Source organism: Colwellia sp. MB3u-8 (genome assembly GCF_014076985.1).
Lineage (GTDB): Bacteria > Pseudomonadota > Gammaproteobacteria > Enterobacterales > Alteromonadaceae > Cognaticolwellia.
Window position 1 is genome coordinate 281087 of the sequence record NZ_JACGVA010000059.1, and the last position, 18300, is coordinate 299386.

Sequence of the window (18300 nt, forward strand, 5' to 3'; positions counted from 1 at the left end):
TGCTTATTTTAAGCACTGACAAACTTAGATAAAACAACTAACGTGAGTGAAACGTACGATGACAAATAAAACAGTATTACATGCTAAGCACATAGAAGCTGGCGCTAAAATGGTTGATTTTTATGGTTGGGAAATGCCGATCAACTATGGCTCTCAAATTGAAGAACATCATGCGGTGCGTAAAGACGCTGGTATGTTCGATGTTTCACACATGACTATTGTTGATGTTCAAGGTGTTGATGCACAGGCATTTCTACGTCGTTTAGTGATTAACGACGTAGCCAAATTAGATGTTGCAGGTAAAGCACTTTACACAGGAATGTGTAACCTTGAAGGTGGCGTTATCGATGACTTAATCGTTTATTTTTTCAGTAACACAGATTACCGCTTAGTCGTTAACTCAGCGACTCGCGTAAAAGACTTAGCTTGGATCAACGAGCAAGCATCAGCATTTGACGTAGCAATAACAGAACGTCCAGAATTTGCCATGATCGCCGTGCAAGGCCCACAAGCTAAAGCCAAAGTAGCCACATTATTAGACGCTGAGCAAAGAGCTGCTGTTGAAGGCATGAAGCCATTTTTCTCGGTACAAGCCGGCGACTTATTTCTTGCTACAACAGGTTACACAGGTGAAAACGGTTATGAAATAGCCCTACCTGCTGACCAAGCTGCCGACCTATGGCAACAATTGCTTGATGTGGGTGTTAAGCCTTGCGGTTTAGGCGCTCGCGATACTCTACGTTTAGAAGCTGGTATGAACCTTTATGGTTTAGACATGGACGAAAGCGTTTCGCCATTAGCCGCCAATATGGCCTGGACGATTAGCTGGGAACCTGAAGATCGTAACTTTAACGGTCGTGAAGTATTAGCGGCGCAACGTGCTGCAGGCGACCAACCTAAACTCGTTGGTTTAGTGCTTGAAGAAAAAGGCGTATTACGCACGGGTCTTAAAGTGATTACTGAAGCAGGCGAAGGCGTTATTACCTCAGGGACTTTTTCTCCAACTTTAGGTTACAGTATCGCAATGGCTCGTATACCACGTAGTGTAGCGCTAGGTAGCACAGTAGAAGTTGAAATGCGTAAAAAGCTAGTTAAGGTTCAAGTGATTAAGCCAAGTTTTGTGCGTAATGGCAAAAAAGCTTTTTAACCACTTAGGGCTAGGTCAAGGTTCATTAGTGAACCGTAAAAGCTAGTTAAAAAATGCTAAAAATTTAAGCTATAGTATGGGATGATTAGCGCAGGCAAGCTTCATACTATAGTCGTTAATACCAATTAGTTAATCTGCTTGGTATATCCAATTTAAAAATAAAGATTAGGACAAAATCAATGAGCAACATTCCTTCAGAATTAAAATATGTAACATCACACGAATGGGTACGCAACGATGGCAACGGTGTTGTTACTGTTGGTATTACTGAACACGCACAAGACCTTTTAGGTGACATGGTATTTGTTGAGTTACCTGAAGTGGGCGACACATTAAGTGCGGGCGACGATGTTGCTGTAGCAGAGTCGGTAAAAGCTGCATCAGACATTTACGCACCAATGAGCGGTGAAGTCATTGAAGTGAATGAAAACCTTGAAGACTCACCTGAGTTAGTTAACTCAGAGGCCTTCGGTGGCGGTTGGTTATTTAAATTAAAAATTGCAGATGAAAGTGAGTTTGACAACTTACTTGATGCTGAAGGTTATGCAAACTCAATCGACGAAGATTAAATTTTAGGCACATTATGCTGCGACGCACCTTGTTTCTGTTATTTTTTGTGATCATTTAGTCGACTAAACTCGTACAACTCATAACATCAATCGTGTTGCTTATATTAAAGTAACTACTGAGCTCAAACACTTAACCTAAGTGCCAATTTTAAGTACTAGGGTTAAGTACTAGATTAAGTTTGCAGCCATTTATTTGTGCCTAAAAGCCGATTGTTATCAAAAACGATATTTAAGCCCTTAACTCGATCTAATAGTTCAGGGCTTTCTTTTTATTAAATATTATTAACTTTATAGTGAAGCTGTTTTATGACTACTCAATATAATGACTCTTTATCTTTGACTGAATTAGAGCAAAGACAAAATTTTATTCGACGTCACATTGGTCCAAGTGATGAGCAAACACAAGCCATGTTGAAAGATATCGGTGCAGAATCTGTCGATGCCCTTATCGATGAAATCGTACCTAATGATATTCGTTTAGCTGATTTACCTGCTATCGAAGAAAGCAAAACTGAAGTACAAGCTTTAGCCGACTTGAAAGCGGTCGCAAGTTTGAACAAAGTAAACGAGACATATATTGGTTTAGGCTACTACGGCACACTAACGCCTAACGTTATTTTACGTAACGTGTTAGAAAATCCAGGCTGGTACACGGCATACACGCCATACCAACCAGAAATTGCTCAAGGGCGTTTAGAGTCATTATTAAACTTTCAACAAATGTGTATCGACCTGACGGGTTTAGAGCTAGCGTCGGCGTCATTACTTGATGAAGGCACAGCCGCAGCTGAAGCCATGGCATTAGCGAAACGGGTATCAAAAAACAAGAAATCAAACTTGTTCTTTATCTCAAGTGACGTTTATCCACAAACTATCGACTTAGTTAAACAACGTGCTGAAATGTTTGGTTTCGACATCCTTGTAGCACCGGCTGCAGAAGTTGTTGAACACGACGTATTTGGCGCCTTATTACAGTACCCAAGTGCCACAGGTGAAATCACTGACATTAGCGATTTAATTGCCAAAGTACATGAGAAAAAAGGCATTGTTGCCGTTGCGGCCGACATCATGAGCTTAGTGCTATTAAAAGCACCAGGCGAGTTAGGTGCTGATGCCGTTATTGGTTCAACTCAACGCTTTGGTGTGCCCATGGGTTACGGCGGACCACACGCGGCATTTTTCACTACCTCTGAAAAATACAAACGTTCATTACCAGGTCGTATTATTGGTGTATCAAAAGATACACGCGATAACCCAGCACTGCGTATGGCCATGCAAACACGCGAGCAACACATTCGCCGCGAAAAAGCCAACTCAAATATTTGTACTGCACAAGTATTATTAGCGAACATGGCGGCGTTTTACGCGGTTTACCATGGTCCTAAAGGTTTAAAAACTATCGCACAACGTATTCACCGTTTTGCGGATATTTTATCTTTAGGTACGGCAACAAATGGCTTGCCAGCACTTCATCAGCACTACTTTGACACTTTAACCTTTAATGTCAGCAATAAAGATGAAATTGTTACCCGTGCATTAGCGAATGGCGCTAACTTCCGCACTGATGTTGACGGTCAAATCAGTATTTCATTAGATGAAACTACAACTCGTGAAAACGTGCAAACCTTGTTTGATATTTTATTAGGTGCAGATCACGGCCTAGACGTAGCAGTACTTGATCAGCAAATTATCGCTGCAGGGCAGTCGTCAATTCCAGCGGCCTTACAACGTGAATCAGCGATTCTAACGCACCCAGTATTTAACTCGTATCACAGTGAAACTGAGATGCTACGTTACATCAAAAAATTAGAAAACAAAGATTTAGCCTTAAATCATTCCATGATTTCATTGGGCTCTTGTACCATGAAATTAAATGCGACAGCGCAAATGATCCCAGTATCATGGCCTGAATTTGCCAACATGCATCCTTTTGCCCCTGTTGACCAAGCGCAAGGTTATAAGCACATGATTGACGAACTAGCCAAATGGTTAGTTGAGTTAACCGGCTACGACAAAATGTCAATGCAACCTAACTCCGGCGCACAAGGTGAATATGCTGGCTTAATTGCGATTCACAAGTACCACGAAAGCCGTGGTGATGCGCATCGTAACATTTGTTTAATTCCATCTTCAGCACATGGTACTAACCCTGCGTCAGCGCAAATGGTTGGTATGAAAGTGGTAGTGGTTGCTTGTGATAAAGCCGGTAACGTTGATATGGCCGACTTAAAAGCGAAAGCAAGTGAGTTAGCTGACAGCCTGTCTTGTATCATGATCACTTACCCGTCTACGCACGGTGTATATGAAACCACAATTGCAGAAATTTGTAACATAGTGCATGATCACGGCGGTCAAGTTTACCTTGATGGCGCAAACATGAATGCCCAAGTGGGTTTAACATCACCGGGTTTCATCGGTGCTGACGTTTCACACTTAAACTTACATAAAACCTTTTCTATTCCACACGGTGGTGGCGGTCCAGGTATGGGTCCTATCGGCGTTAAAGCGCACTTAGCCCCATTTTTACCTGACCATGCATTAATTAATGTTGATGAAGAAACTAAAGGTAACGGCGCGGTATCAGCAGCACCTTATGGTAGTGCCGGTATTTTATGTATCTCATATCTTTACTGTGCCTTACTGGGTAAAAAAGGTGTTACCGATGCCACTAAATACGCGATTACTAATGCTAACTACGTAGCAACAAAACTTAGCCCACACTTCCCACTGTTATATGCAGGGAAAAATGGCCGTGTTGCCCACGAATGTATCATTGATTTACGCCCACTTAAGGCAGAATCAGGTGTTACTGAAGTCGATATCGCTAAACGCTTAATAGATTACGGTTTTCATGCGCCAACCATGTCGTTCCCAGTAGCGGGTACGTTTATGATTGAACCAACTGAATCTGAGTCAAAAGTTGAACTTGATCGCTTTATTGAAGCTATGATTTCTATTCACGGCGAAGTGCGTAAAGTTACCTCAGGCGAGTGGACAAGTGAAGACAACCCATTACACAACGCACCACATACACTAGCGGACATTACCTCACCTTGGGATCGTGCTTACACGATTCAAGAAGCAGTATTCCCAGTGCCTGCGGCTGCAGCAAATAAATTTTGGCCAACGGTTAACCGTATCGATGATGTTTATGGCGATAGAAATTTAATTTGTAGTTGTCCTCCAGTTTCTAGTTATCAGGACTAACTAATTGATTGTCGCGTTCTAATTAAGTATGTGACTTAATATTGGTAGTTTGTGAGTACAATTAAGTTTGTGACTCAGAATTAATTAAAAGGTGAGCTTAATGCTCACCTTTTTTGTATCTGATATATAGAGTTTCTTCTATAGCAATTTAACTCAATTGCTAAAGTTGCTAGTGGCTTGTTTAGAGAAAAGATAGTTTTTAACTCTATCGATCTGATGGAAGGTGTGAACTTCATTTATTGGGATGTTCATCATGAGATAGATACGGAACTACCTGACGGCAAATATTTAGGTAGTAATCTTAAACTTGAACAGGTATTTTGTTGGCTAAGAGAGGTTTGGGATTGTCGGGACGGTTCAAGATTAATCTGCCATGAAGATCTCCCAAGAGATAAAGCTGAACAAAAATTCTTAGGTTATCTAATGGATGAATCTAAAAACTGGCTACAAGCAAACTCAAATCAAGTGAAAAGCGATATCATATAGAATTTGTAATCATCACTTGGTAGAGTTTTAGCGATTATTTTGTTAAGACAAACTCATGAATGTTAATTAAAGGATTAAACTTGGAAACGGAACCTGACTATAAAAATTATAATTTATCTGAACTTGAAAGCACATATTCTTATATTGATAAAGATGCTTACCCAGATCGAGCGAAAAAACTAAAAGAAGAAATCGAAGCTCGTTTGAATTCAGACAATGAGTTCCTTGAGAATAAACCTGCTGAATATATAAATGAAAAGGAATACCAAGCGCCTGATGGAAATTGGTTTAAGTTACATTGGCAAGGACTTTTACCATTAGATCTTAGTTATTGGGTCAATGTGTTCGCTATTGGCATAGCATTCTTATTTATTACTCCACCATTATTTCAATACTTGGCTGATAGTGAAGCATCTTCCACATTGAGAGGACTGCTTATTATTACATTTTATGTGGTAATAACTGGTGTATCTGTCTGGCAATTGACGGGGCTTTATCGTTCTGCTGATAAACACACCTCTAGAGGCGGCTCCTCTGGCTGGGCAATGATAGCTAAAATGATGGTTCTGATTGGTATTGGCCGCTATTGTTTTGATATGAATCAGACTGGGGTTCCTTTCATTTTAGAGAGTGGCAAACTAATAGTTGGAGAATCAAAGTTGCCTCCATTATCTATCCGGGTAATGAACCAAGGCACCGAAGTTGAGCTTCAAGGAGGAATTGAATTTGGTACATCTAACCACTTGTCTCAAGTATTAATTGATAACCCATCGATTAAAGTAATTCATTTAAATAGCATGGGGGGACGTATAGCGGAAGCTAAAAAGCTGGCTTTATTAGTTAAGAAGAATAAGTTGATAACTTATAGTAAGACACAGTGTTTATCTGCTTGCCCCATTGTCTTTCTAGCTGGAAAAGAGAAGTTATTAGGAGATTCTGCCAAATTGGGTTTTCATAGCGCTTCATTTGGAAGTGTTTCAGGTAGTGAAGTTGAAGAATTGAATAAGCCTTTACTTTCTCAACTTGAAGAAGCCAATGTACCATCTTGGTTTGTTAAAAAAGTATCGAAAATTAGTTCCGAGGATGTTTGGAATCCATCAAATGATGAGCTTAAAAAAGCTGGAGTTATTGATAAAGTGGTAGATTCGGGAAACTATGCTCATAGTGGAGTTAGTGATTGGCAAAACCCAACAACAATCGATCAAGAATTACAAAAGCATGAAGTTTATAAAAGCCTTAACCAATTTGATAAAGAAGGGTACAACGTTGTAAGAGAAAAGATGGTTTCAGCAATAAAAGATGGAACACCATTAAATACTCTAACGACTAGTGTTAACCAATACCTTTATATTGAAAGGCTAAATCACTATATGCAGTTGGGTGGGGATGAAGAAGTTATTCAATATATGGCATCTCAAATTTTACAGATGGAGTATTTGAAGAATGATTACCCTGCTAAATGTGCTGCTTATACATATCCAGAAGTGTTCGATGCGAATATTGCCAATAATATATCTAGTTTAATACCTTCAGAAGTAAGTGACCAAGAGACCATTGCTTTTAACTCATTAATTAAATCACTATCGTCTTCTAATTATATTGTAGATAAAGAAGAGCAAACTACGATCATTACTGGTGTTGTTGAAAAAATGATAGCGGTAGATAGTTCATATGGGGACGTTCTTAGTAATCCAACTAAATATCACGAAGAACCAGAGAAACTATGTACAGTCGGTATAATGCTTAATAAGGAAATTAACGCATTACCTTTGGAAAAGGCAGGATCTTTGTTGAGAAGTTTTTATCGAACAGAGTCTTAATTTAGTCACAAACTTTATTCAATTTCAAATTGGTAAAAATGTATTAGATTTGTTCTTTGTCACAAACTTAATTAAACTTTTTGTAAGCTACAGCCCTCTATTTTTAAGAGCCAAGTCACAAACTTAATTAGAGCATGACAGTTGTGTCGTGTTCTAATTAAGTATGTGACTTAATTTTGGTAGTTTGTGAGGACAATTAAGTTTGTGACTCGATTTTGTTTAAAAAGGTGAGCTTAATGCTCACCTTTTTTGTGCCTGACAAATAGACTTTCTTTAATAGTAATCGTTAACTTGCATGATAAGAAATATTTTTTGATTACCATAAGTAACATGTTAAAAATGGTGAAAATTTAAGGAAAGTAAAGTAAATCATTAGTCACATAGCTATAAAAAATAACATGGCCACCCAACTTTTTGGCTAAATAACGTACACTCAGCTACGCTTCAATTACCCTTTCAAAATGGTAATTGAAGATGGCCAGACCAAGACAAACCATTGTTAGTTTAGATGTCACACCTTATTATCACTGTTGTTCGCGTGTGGTGCGTAAAGCCTTTCTGTGTGGTATCGATAATTCAACAGGTGAGAATTTTAAACATCGGCGGGAATGGGTTGATTCCCGTATTCTTGAACTTGCCACCATCTTTGCCATTGATATATGTGCCTACGCAGTTATGAGCAATCATCTGCATGTAGTCGTTAAAGTCGATGCAGATAAAGTGAAACACTGGTCAGATAAAGACGTGATTATGCAATGGCACAAAGGCTTTAAAGGGACATTACTGACGCAGAAGTTTGTTAAAGGTGAAGACCTAAACGAATTTGAACGTAAAACAGTGAATGACTGTATAACGCAATACCGACAACGCTTGGTCGATATTAGTTGGTTTATGCGCTCGCTCAGTGAGCCAATAGCTCGAATGGCCAACAAAGAAGATAAGTGCACTGGCAGATTTTGGGAAGGGCGGTTTAAATCCCAAGCGTTACTCGACGAAGCGGCGGTTCTGAGCTGTATGGCTTATGTCGACTTGAATCCTATCCGCGCCAAAATGGCCACCACACCAGAAACGTCAGATTACACCAGCATTCAACGGCGAATAAAGTCAGCGATAAAAGGTCAACAACCAGCAGGATTATTGCCTTTTGTGGGAAATGAGTGTGTAAACATGCCTAATGGTTTAATGTTCAGTGTAAAAGACTACATAGCGCTGGTTGAAGATACCGGGCGAATTATTCGAGAGGATAAGCGTGGTGCCATTAGTTCAAGCAGCCAAGCTATTCTTAATAGACTAAACATTCCTGGGGAGAACTGGTTAAAAATCACCACAGAGTTTGGTTCATTATTTAAAGGTGCTGTCGGGGCTTTACCTGCTTTAACGGAATATTGTGAGCATCTAGAGCGAAAGCGACGACAAGGCGCAGCAAACTGCCAGCGCTGGTTTTGTGCCTAAACGCTAACTTTTAAATCCCATAACGTCACTTTAGGCTTGATTGATATCAAGCTTTTCTGCTGTGTTAAATCGACCATATTACTGATGAAATGGCCATCGAGTGCTAATTGGTTAAATCATCCTGTTGAATTTTCTCGTTGTGAAAATGATAAAAGGTGATCGCAACTAAAATAGAAAGGGGTTATGTTGTTACTTTAAAAATGGGTGGCTATGTATTTGTTCGCTATGTATTTGTTCATGTATTTGTTCAGCACATTTACCATGGAAATAGCTGGATACCCATCTAATTAACTAAATTTTAATCCGCTTCTCTATTTTATTCAGGCACTGTTTTGGATGATTAGGAGCTTATTGTGAGACAATCTTGTGCAACACAGGTTTTCTTGGTTGATACCGCCTTACTTTATGAATAACATCCCTGTTATTCACTTCTTCGAAGCTAGCTGAAGCTGTTCCAATTTATTCCCTAAAAATTTTTCATTGTATTTCACGTTGTGTTCGCCGTGCTTTTTTATATGGCGAAGATAAGTTCAGTGGGCAAAGCTTTCAGACAATTGAGAGCACTCTTTTATTATTTATGCAGGTGTTATACAGTGTTTTAATAAAGGTTAAAATAACTAGAGAGTGTAAGATGGGGTGCAATAACACAAAGAAATGTGATAAAGCACATAAAAAAATTGTTATTTATTTTAGTTTTTTTACTATATAAATAGTAATAGTACTTAACGACCTTGATCGGTTTACCTGGTAATAGATTTAATAAATAGTCTGCCACAATTGAGTGATAAGGCGGCTAAACTGAAACTAATGCTGGAGGAAAAACTTATTGAACACAGAACATATACCCGTCTCCCTTGACGCTGCAGCGTTGTTGGCTGATCTCACTCACCTCAATCACTGAGTACATTTAAGCTCATGGGGCTGAGTTCCTTGGTCGCCTGGCTACAACGCCAATGGCTTTGGTATATATTGATAAAAACGGCGAGGATTTGCCAGAAGTATGAAACTGGATATGGGGCAACACAGAATGAATGCAAAGAAAAGATCAAAAGACTTTCCTGTAGTTTGCGTCGGAGGATCGGCTGGCGGGCTCGATGCTTACATCCGCTTACTAAAGAATATTCCGGCTGAAATGGGGGTTGCCATTGTCATCGTTAATCACCTCAGAACAGTATCTACCATGCTCCACGAGATCCTCCCGACGTACACGGAGATGCCGGTTGAGCTGATCACAGAAAGATTAGATCTCGAGCCTAACCATGTGTACATCATTCCTGAAAATCGAGATTTGCATGTTCTAAACAGAGAGTTCCGCCTGAAACCTATCTCAAAGCCCAAGGGATGGCCCGACGTGATTACGGTTTTTATGTGTTCAATGGTCGGGCACTGGGACGGTAAACTGATCGCTGTTATTGTCTCGGGCTATGATGGTGACGGGGCAGCAGCGCTTTGCAGCATTAAAGATGAAGGCGGCATTACCATCGCGCAGAAACCCGACACTGCCGGGCAGCCTGATATGCCTGAGAGTGCCATCGCCAGTGGATGTATCGATTTTATTCTGGCACCTGAGAGTATCGCTCAGGAAATTGTACGAATTGCCCACGCGGAATTAAAGAAAATAACATAGAAAATAACATGGCCACCCAACTTTTTGGCTAAATAACGTACACTTAGCTACGCTTTAATTACCCTTTTAAAATGGTAATTAAAGATGGCCAGACCAAGACAAACCATTGTTAGTTTAGATGTCACACCTTATTATCACTGTTGTTCGTGTGTGGTGCGTAAAGCCTTTCTGTGTGGTATCGATAATTCAACAGGTGAGAATTTTGAACATCGGCGGGAATGGGTTGATTCCCGTATTCTTGAACTTGCCACCATCTTTGCCATTGATATATGTGCCTACGCAGTCATGAGCAATCATCTGCATGTAGTCGTTAAAGTCGATGCAGATAAAGTGAAACACTGGTCAGATAAAGACGTGATTATGCAATGGCACAAAGGCTTTAAAGGGACATTACTGACGCAGAAGTTTGTTAAAGGTGAAGACCTAAACGAATTTGAACGTAAAACAGTGAATGACTGTATAACGCAATACCGACAACGCTTGGTCGATATTAGTTGGTTTATGCGCTCGCTCAGTGAGCCAATAGCTCGAATGGCCAACAAAGAAGATAAGTGCACTGGCAGATTTTGGGAAGGGCGGTTTAAATCCCAAGCGTTACTCGACGAAGCGGCGGTTCTGAGCTGTATGGCTTATGTCGACTTGAATCCTATCCGCGCCAAAATGGCCACCACACCAGAAACGTCAGATTACACCAGCATTCAACGGCGAATAAAGTCAGCGATAAAAGGTCAACAACCAGCAGGATTATTGCCTTTTGTGGGAAATGAGTGTGTAAACATGCCTAATGGTTTAATGTTCAGTGTAAAAGACTACATAGCGCTGGTTGAAGATACCGGGCGAATTATTCGAGAGGATAAGCGTGGTGCCATTAGTTCAAGCAGCCAAGCTATTCTTAATAGACTAAACATTCCTGGGGAGAACTGGTTAAAAATCACCACAGAGTTTGGTTCATTATTTAAAGGTGCTGTCGGGGCTTTACCTGCTTTAACGGAATATTGTGAGCATCTAGAGCGAAAGCGACGACAAGGCGCAGCAAACTGCCAGCGCTGGTTTTGTGCCTAAACGCTAACTTTTAAATCCCATAACGTCACTTTAGGCTTGATTGATATCAAGCTTTTCTGCTGTGTTAAATCGACCATATTACTGATGAAATGGCCATCGAGTGCTAATTGGTTAAATCATCCTGTTGAATTTTCTCGTTGTGAAAATGATAAAAGGTGATCGCAACTAAAATAGAAAGGGGTTATGTTGTTACTTTAAAAATGGGTGGCTATGTATTTAATGTATTTAAGGTTGAGCAGTACACAAGGGAATAATAAACTTTTGAATGTCATGTAATAAGTACCGAATAAATGTTTGGTTTAGTAGTAACTTTAGGAATATATCTTTGGCTTTTAAGCCTTTTCAGTTGTGGAGAACTGGCGACGTTGTCAAGAAGTTCATAGAAGGTCACATTGAAAACCCACAGTGACTAAGACCAACCTAGTAATACTCAATTTACCTTAATAGTATTTAGCATCAAAGCATTAAGTTCAATTCATTACCATACTTTATACGCTATTGGTTTTAGTTATACCTAACTGATGTTCGCACTTCATAATATACCCAAAACCAACTATACTGTATTTATGTACAGTATGATTGGTTTTTTTATGAAAGTAATACCCGTTTATATTGAAGCAGGCATATCCGGCTTTGAATCACCCGCAGCAGAATATCGAGAACTAAATCTCTCATTAGAGGAGTTACTTCTTCAGCACCCTAATGCGACTTTCTTTGGTCTCGCTAATGGACGGTCAATGGAAGGCAGAGGAATTTTTAATGGCGATGTGCTTGTTGTTGATAGGGTGGAGCATATTAGTAATGGCTCTGTAATTGTAGCAAATTTTAATGGCTGCTTTGTGTGTAAAATAATTGATACTGATAATGCATTGTTGTTATCTGCCTCTGACGCACACAAGCCCATTAAAATAAGCGAAAGCGATGACTTTCAAATAGAAGGAGTAGTAAATGTATCCTTCAGGTTGCACAAAAAACTCCCCGTACTGCTGTCATGTTTGGGTTAGTTGATGCTGTTTCTTTCTATGCACGTGCAGAGAAGGTTTTTGACCCAAGCATTAGGCATAAACCTGTTGTCGTTTTAACGAATAACGACGGCTGTATCTGTGCTGTCTGTCCTATCGCTAGGCAGCTAGGTGTACCTAAATTTGTCCCTTATTTTAAGGTTAAGTCTTTTCTAGCAAAGCACGGTGTCGTTGTTCGTTCTTCAAACTATGAACTGTATGCAGACCTAAGTGAAAGAATGATGAATGTTATTGCGCGTTACTCAGATAACCATTATGTCTATTCTATTGATGAATCGTTCTTACATTTCAAAAACTTTAGCTGTGTTGATAACTGGCACGAATACGGCCATGTAATACGCAAGGCGGTGTGGCGAGAAACACGTTTACCCGTTGGTGTAGGCTTCGGCGCGACCTTAACATTAGCCAAAGCCGCGAACCATGCATCGAAGAAGTTATCAGGTTTTGATGGTGTCGCTGTGATAGATGATATAGCCTCTCGTAAAGAAATCCTCTCTAGAATGTCACTGACCGAAGTGTGGGGTATTGGCAATAAGCTGGGCAAACGACTAAGTATATTAGGGCTTAAAAATGGATGGGATTTAGCTAATCAATCACCTAAAGCAATGCGAAGTCAGTTCGGTGTCGTCGTTGAGCGAACTGTAAATGAACTGAATGGCATGCAGTGCTTAAATTGGGATGAAATAGGGCAAGACAAACAGCAGATATTTTCTACACGTAGCTTTGGTCAGCGAGTAACTGACCCTCGTGCGCTTAAAGCTGCACTATCAAGTCACGCCAGTCTTATTGGGGCAAAAGTTAGAAGACAAGGCTCTTTGATTAAACGATTAGTTATTTTTGCATCAAGCTCGCCACATGATGACAGTTACTATAAAAAATCTGTTATTTATGAATTCCCCATTGCGACTGATAATACCTTAAAGCTAGTAGGTGCTATTTCTTACGTATTTGATAGTATTTATAGTAAAGGTGTTAGCTTTTATCGCTGCGGAGTAGGTGGCGTTGAACTAGAGAATAGTCAATTTCAGCAACAAGATATGTTTAGTCTTAGTGTGAATAACCCGCCTTTAATGAAATGTTATGACCAAATAAATCATCGCTATGGTAGAGGCGCAGTTGAAGTCGCTGTCGCTGAAAAAAACGAAAAGTGGGCAATGAGACGAAACTTCTTATCACCTCGCTCTACGAGTAACTGGTCAGAAATACCTAAGATAAACTGTTGAGGTTAATATGTGTGGTCGATTTAGCGTAAACAAAGCAATTTCACCTATAGTGAGTGAGCTGTTTAATACGCCTTTCAATACAAAAACGAATGCCCGTATTTATTACTGAAGAAGATAAATACTCCTGGCTCAATCTTCGCCTCAAGACCTTGAACCATTACTTCAGTATGTGAATAATGAAATGATTAATGTTGAACGCAGTAATTAAGTTTATGGTTAACTATGTGCGCATCGCGGAAGTTACACCACCGTTATTATTAACGTCCGCTTTAAGCTCAAGCGGACAGTGGTATTCAATCTCTTAACGCTAATTAAGCAACAAACGAAACCTTTTCTAACAGCCTAAATCAGCACCAAAAAGATCCTCTAGGATACGACCTTTTGTTAATTCGATTTAAAAACTCATCTGAGCATTAGAGGCGTAATAAAAATCATTAATATTTTGATGAAATTTATTATTAAAGATAAAAGTTAATTGAAATTTTTATCTTTCAGCAATTTCAATTAACTTTAAATATTCCATTCAGATTTAGGAGATACTTAAAAACCGATTGTCTCTCGGTTTTTTGTGTGGCACTATTCTCACACTTTAAAGATGGTGATAAATATTATGTTACTCGGTGAATTAGAAAAGCAAGTTCTAGAATATTTATGGAAAAGCCAGCCTGCTGATGCCAAGCAGGTACATAGCTATTTCGAAAAAAATCGAGGGGGCTCTCTTAATACTATTCAAAGCACGTTAGAACGTTTATTTAAAAAAGATCTGTTAAGTCGGGTAAAGAACGGCCACGCATATCAATATTTTCCTAAAGTTGCTCGCCAAGAATTAATAGGGCAATTAATTAAAAGTGTTACTCATGATTTTGTTGTTAAAGATGAAAATAGCGTTGTCGCGGCTTTTTCTTCAATTTCATCTGATCTCGATGAGGAGCAGTTAGATAAACTGGAAGCTATGATTGAGCAACAGCGGATAAAATTAAAAACAAAGGTCGAAAAATGATTTATGGTCATTGGGCGTTAGTATTTAATTTACTCACGATTGCCGTATTAGCTTTTATCGTTGCAAATGGCTTTATTTCGCTTGCTTTTTGGTCGGTAAAAAATAAAATTCAAAGTTATACAGTGTCTACCCGTAAATCGTTACTCTGGTTGTGTGTGCTTTCACCTTGGATTATTGCGTTATCTGTAACGCTGTTATTTAGCCCTCTTTTTCAATCAGGGGCAATGTTTGTTTGGCTAACTGAATTAGCTCACTGGCATCATCCTAATATTTATTATTTTTTAAGCTGGCATAGTATTAGTTTAATTCTCTTCATCGGCTTCAGTCTCACCGTTGCTGTTCGAAGCCTAGTTATAGCTTACAAAAATTACTCTCAGATAAGTGTGTTGCGTACTTTAGCGATAAAGAAGAGTGAGAACGTCTTTATAATAGAATCATCGATCCCGACAGCATTCACAGGGGGATTACTCAAACCATCGTGCTTTATATCTACAGGCTTAATGGAGCAACTAGATTCAGATGACATTGAAATAATCATTCAACATGAACTTGCTCATTTACACTATGCTGACCCGCTGAAAAAATGGGTATTTTCATTATTGTCTTCTTATTTTTCACCTAATGTTAAGAAAATATTGAAATCGATGATGGCAATTACCATGGAGCAAGCGGCTGATTCTTTCTTCGTAAAAACTCAACAACAGGCGCACAATGTTGCTGGTACATTAGTGAGGTTTACCAAGTTAGCGGCTAAATATTCCATACATGAAGAGTTCAAAAGTGCATTACTTGTTCACTTTTGTCGTCAATCTATTGAACAAAGAGTATTAGCATTGCTTAATGATACTCAACTCAAACCTTTTCCAATGAAAGTGGTTTTACTCACAATAATACTATTAGCCGTCATATCAATGACATCAGTAGATAGCCTCCATCACGCTATTGAAACGCTATTCGATCATTAAAATAATAATTTAAGGCTTAATCCAAGGTAATAATAATGAAACTATTTACTCAATCGTTCACAAATAAAAAACCGACCGTTAATCGGTTTTTATCAAGGCGTTATTTAAAATTTAGCACTGTGGTACTGATAATCACTTCAACACTCTCAGCTTATACATACTCAGGTTATGCATACTCAGAAGGCAGCACTCTGAAATCGATTGATTTATCTACCGCAATATCTAAAACCATGAGTATGCACCCAGAGCTGAAAGTATTTGCTAATCAAGCTGAAATATATAAAGGGTATGCGCAACAAGCCGGTATTCAGGTTAGACCAGAAGTTGGACTTACCATTGAGGATGCAATGGGTACGGGTGATCATAGTGGCTTTAAAGGTGCTCAATCCACACTATCGATCTCATGGATTTTAGATAACGCTCTAGTAAAAAATAGAGTGGAAAATGCTAAGATTCAGGGATCAACCGTTGCATTTACGCGAGAAATTAAAGCACTAGATTTAGCCGCACAAACAGCAAAATATTTCATCCAAGTGTTGGTCAACGAAGAGCGATTAAAACTGTCAAAAATGAGCTTAAAGCAAGCGGTTGACTCATTTGAAGCAGTGACTAAACGTGTAAATGCAGGAAAGTCTTCTTTAGTTGATAAACTAAAATCACAAGCTGAAGTCGCTAAACGAGAATTAGTTGTTGAAGACTTAACTCATGAAGTAGATGCCAGTAAATATCAGTTATTGGCCCAGTGGCAAGGACAGGGGCAAAGCGAGCAACATAAAGAAACTAACATCATTGGGTCATTATTATCCTTACCCCACTTACCTTTAACCAATAGCAGCGATGTTGATTCACTATTTACTCATCTAAAACAACTGCCTTCGGTCAGTCTTTTCGCTACAAAACAGCGAATTGTCCAGTCTGAGATTGAACTTGCTCGTATTGAAACTAAACCACTATGGAAATTTACAACGGGATTAAGACGTTACGAATCAACCGATGATTTTGGTTTAGTCGCTGGAATTTCAATTCCTTTTGGTGATAGCAATCAAAATCAAGGGAAAATAAATGCGTTACACGCGTCTAAAACTGAATTAGAAACAGCGTCACAAGCACTGGTTCATCAATTGAATACACAGTTGTATGTGCTTATTGAACAAATGAAACACAGCCAACATGTCATTCATACTATGACTAAAAACCTTATACCTGTGCTTGAACAAGCTTTTGTTGAAGCTGAAAAAGCTTACAAAATTGGCCGATATAGCTATACCGAGTGGACGAATACTCAAAAAGAATTATTAGATGCGCAGTCAGACTTGATTGCTGCTTATCAAAATGCACATTTAAACAATATTGAAATAGAGCGATTAACGGGTACGTCCCTATTTGCCATTAATAAAAACGCTAATACACCTTTTAACGCTCATTCTATTGAAAAAAATAACGAGAAATAATCATGAAATCAACATTTAAAATATTAACTCTAATAAGCACACTGTGCTTTGTTAGCTTAAGTACAAGTTTCTCTAGCCTTGCCGTTTCAGAGCAAAAGGTAGAAGAAGCCGAGCCAGAGAAAGGGCCGAATCGTGGACGACTGTTGAAAAAAGATAATTTTGCCATTGAACTATCCATTTTTGAAACGGGAGTGCCACCTGAGTTTCGTGTGTGGGCAACTGAGAATGGAAAAGCTATCGACCCTGCGAAAGTAGAGCTAAATGTAAAATTGACCCGATTAGGTGATGGTGTCGATGACATTAATTTTTTTCAAGAAGGCCAGTATCTTCGTGGTGATATGGTTATCTACGAACCTCACTCATTTATTGTCTCTCTAACGGCTAAATATCAGGGAAAAACTTACAGTTGGCAATATGACAATTTTGAAGGACGAACAAGTATTGATGACAAAATTGCAGAGGCAATGGAAATTAGTACTGAAGTTGTCGGGCCATCAACATTCCATGAAAGCATTGAAGTGTTTGGAAAGTTAACGTTACCAGCCGATGCTACCAGTAATGTTTATGCTCGATTCGATGGACTGGTTAAAAAAGTTCACGTCAAGCTAGGTGATGTAATTAAGAAAGGTCAATTGCTACTCACTCTGGAAAGTAATGAAAGTTTGCAATCTTATCAGGTGACATCAGCTCAAAAAGGCATTGTGAGTGCGGTTAACGTTACTTCTGGTGAGCAATCTAAAGGCCGAATATTACTTACGGTGACTAATGATGAAACCTTAGTTGCTGAGCTAGCTGTTTTTCCTTTGGATTTAGCCAAAGTTAATATTGGCGCAAAAACAACGCTTAACATTAATGGTGTTAAAAAAAAGTACACAAGTAAAGTTGATAGCCGAGTATTAAAAGTTAGGAATGATCAGGCGAAGCTATTTCGTGTCTTAGTAAACAATAGTGATTCCTTATTATCTGAAGGCTCTTTTGTAAGTGCAAGAATTGAAATTGGCTCATTTGACGTAGAGATGGCGGTAAAGCGTAACGCATTGCAGAGCTTTCGTGATTTTACCGTGGTTTATGCCAAGGTTGGCAATGAATATGAAGTAAGAATGCTTGAATTAGGCCGCATAGTGGGTGATGAAATTGAAGTGTTAGGCGGTATATCCGTAGGCACTGAATATGTCACTGAGAATAGTTATATCCTCAAAGCCGATGTTGAAAAATCTGGCGCATCACATGATCACTAAGGGGTTCACTTTTAATTACAATGGTTAGTAA

14 protein-coding genes are annotated in these 18300 nt (G+C 39.1%); all 14 read left to right on the forward strand.

Annotation, left to right across the window (positions count from 1 at the left end; genetic code table 11):
• Positions 1–58 precede the first annotated feature (58 nt).
• A complete protein-coding gene (gene gcvT, locus H4J54_RS07960; RefSeq protein ID WP_182190348.1) occupies positions 59–1147 on the forward strand; it encodes a glycine cleavage system aminomethyltransferase GcvT in 1089 nt (362 codons plus the stop codon).
• Positions 1148–1326: 179 nt separating this feature from the next.
• Positions 1327–1716, forward strand: coding sequence for a glycine cleavage system protein GcvH (gene gcvH, locus H4J54_RS07965; protein ID WP_182190349.1), 390 nt, complete (start codon positions 1327–1329; stop codon positions 1714–1716).
• A gap of 306 nt (positions 1717–2022) precedes the next feature.
• Complete coding sequence (gene gcvP, locus H4J54_RS07970; RefSeq protein WP_182190350.1) at positions 2023–4923, forward strand: aminomethyl-transferring glycine dehydrogenase; 2901 nt, start codon at positions 2023–2025, stop codon at positions 4921–4923.
• Between the two features lie 177 nt (positions 4924–5100).
• Positions 5101–5409: a hypothetical protein gene (locus H4J54_RS07975; protein ID WP_182190351.1), complete on the forward strand. Its 309-nt coding sequence runs from the start codon at positions 5101–5103 to the stop codon at positions 5407–5409.
• Between the two features lie 80 nt (positions 5410–5489).
• Entirely contained in the window at positions 5490–7229 is a 1740-nt protein-coding gene (locus tag H4J54_RS07980) for a hypothetical protein (RefSeq protein ID WP_182190352.1), read from the forward strand.
• 474 nt (positions 7230–7703) lie between these two features.
• The gene (locus H4J54_RS07985) at positions 7704–8681 is read left to right on the forward strand and encodes a transposase (protein WP_182190353.1); all 978 of its coding nucleotides are present in this window, start codon (positions 7704–7706) and stop codon (positions 8679–8681) included.
• A gap of 1000 nt (positions 8682–9681) precedes the next feature.
• Positions 9682–10308: a chemotaxis protein CheB gene (locus H4J54_RS07990; protein ID WP_259366925.1), complete on the forward strand. Its 627-nt coding sequence runs from the start codon at positions 9682–9684 to the stop codon at positions 10306–10308.
• A gap of 84 nt (positions 10309–10392) precedes the next feature.
• Positions 10393–11370, forward strand: a complete 978-nt coding sequence (locus H4J54_RS07995; protein ID WP_182190354.1) for a transposase — start codon at positions 10393–10395, stop codon at positions 11368–11370.
• Positions 11371–11960: 590 nt separating this feature from the next.
• Positions 11961–12374 carry a LexA family transcriptional regulator gene (locus tag H4J54_RS08000; RefSeq protein WP_182190355.1) on the forward strand — a complete coding sequence of 138 codons (414 nt, stop codon included), beginning with the start codon at positions 11961–11963 and terminating at the stop codon, positions 12372–12374.
• Complete coding sequence (locus tag H4J54_RS08005) at positions 12362–13615, forward strand: Y-family DNA polymerase (RefSeq protein ID WP_182190356.1); 1254 nt, start codon at positions 12362–12364, stop codon at positions 13613–13615. Before H4J54_RS08000 ends, H4J54_RS08005 begins: the two co-directional genes overlap by 13 nt.
• Positions 13616–14225: 610 nt before the next feature.
• Positions 14226–14615 (forward strand): BlaI/MecI/CopY family transcriptional regulator, encoded by a 390-nt coding sequence (locus H4J54_RS08010; RefSeq protein ID WP_182190357.1) that lies wholly within the window; start codon positions 14226–14228, stop codon positions 14613–14615.
• Entirely contained in the window at positions 14612–15580 is a 969-nt protein-coding gene (locus H4J54_RS08015) for a M56 family metallopeptidase (RefSeq protein WP_182190358.1), read from the forward strand. The genes H4J54_RS08010 and H4J54_RS08015 overlap by 4 nt, the downstream gene beginning before the upstream one ends.
• Before the next feature lie 35 nt (positions 15581–15615).
• Positions 15616–17031 carry a TolC family protein gene (locus H4J54_RS08020; RefSeq protein ID WP_182190359.1) on the forward strand — a complete coding sequence of 472 codons (1416 nt, stop codon included), beginning with the start codon at positions 15616–15618 and terminating at the stop codon, positions 17029–17031.
• A gap of 2 nt (positions 17032–17033) precedes the next feature.
• The gene (locus H4J54_RS08025) at positions 17034–18269 is read left to right on the forward strand and encodes an efflux RND transporter periplasmic adaptor subunit (protein ID WP_182190360.1); all 1236 of its coding nucleotides are present in this window, start codon (positions 17034–17036) and stop codon (positions 18267–18269) included.
• Positions 18270–18300 lie beyond the last annotated feature (31 nt).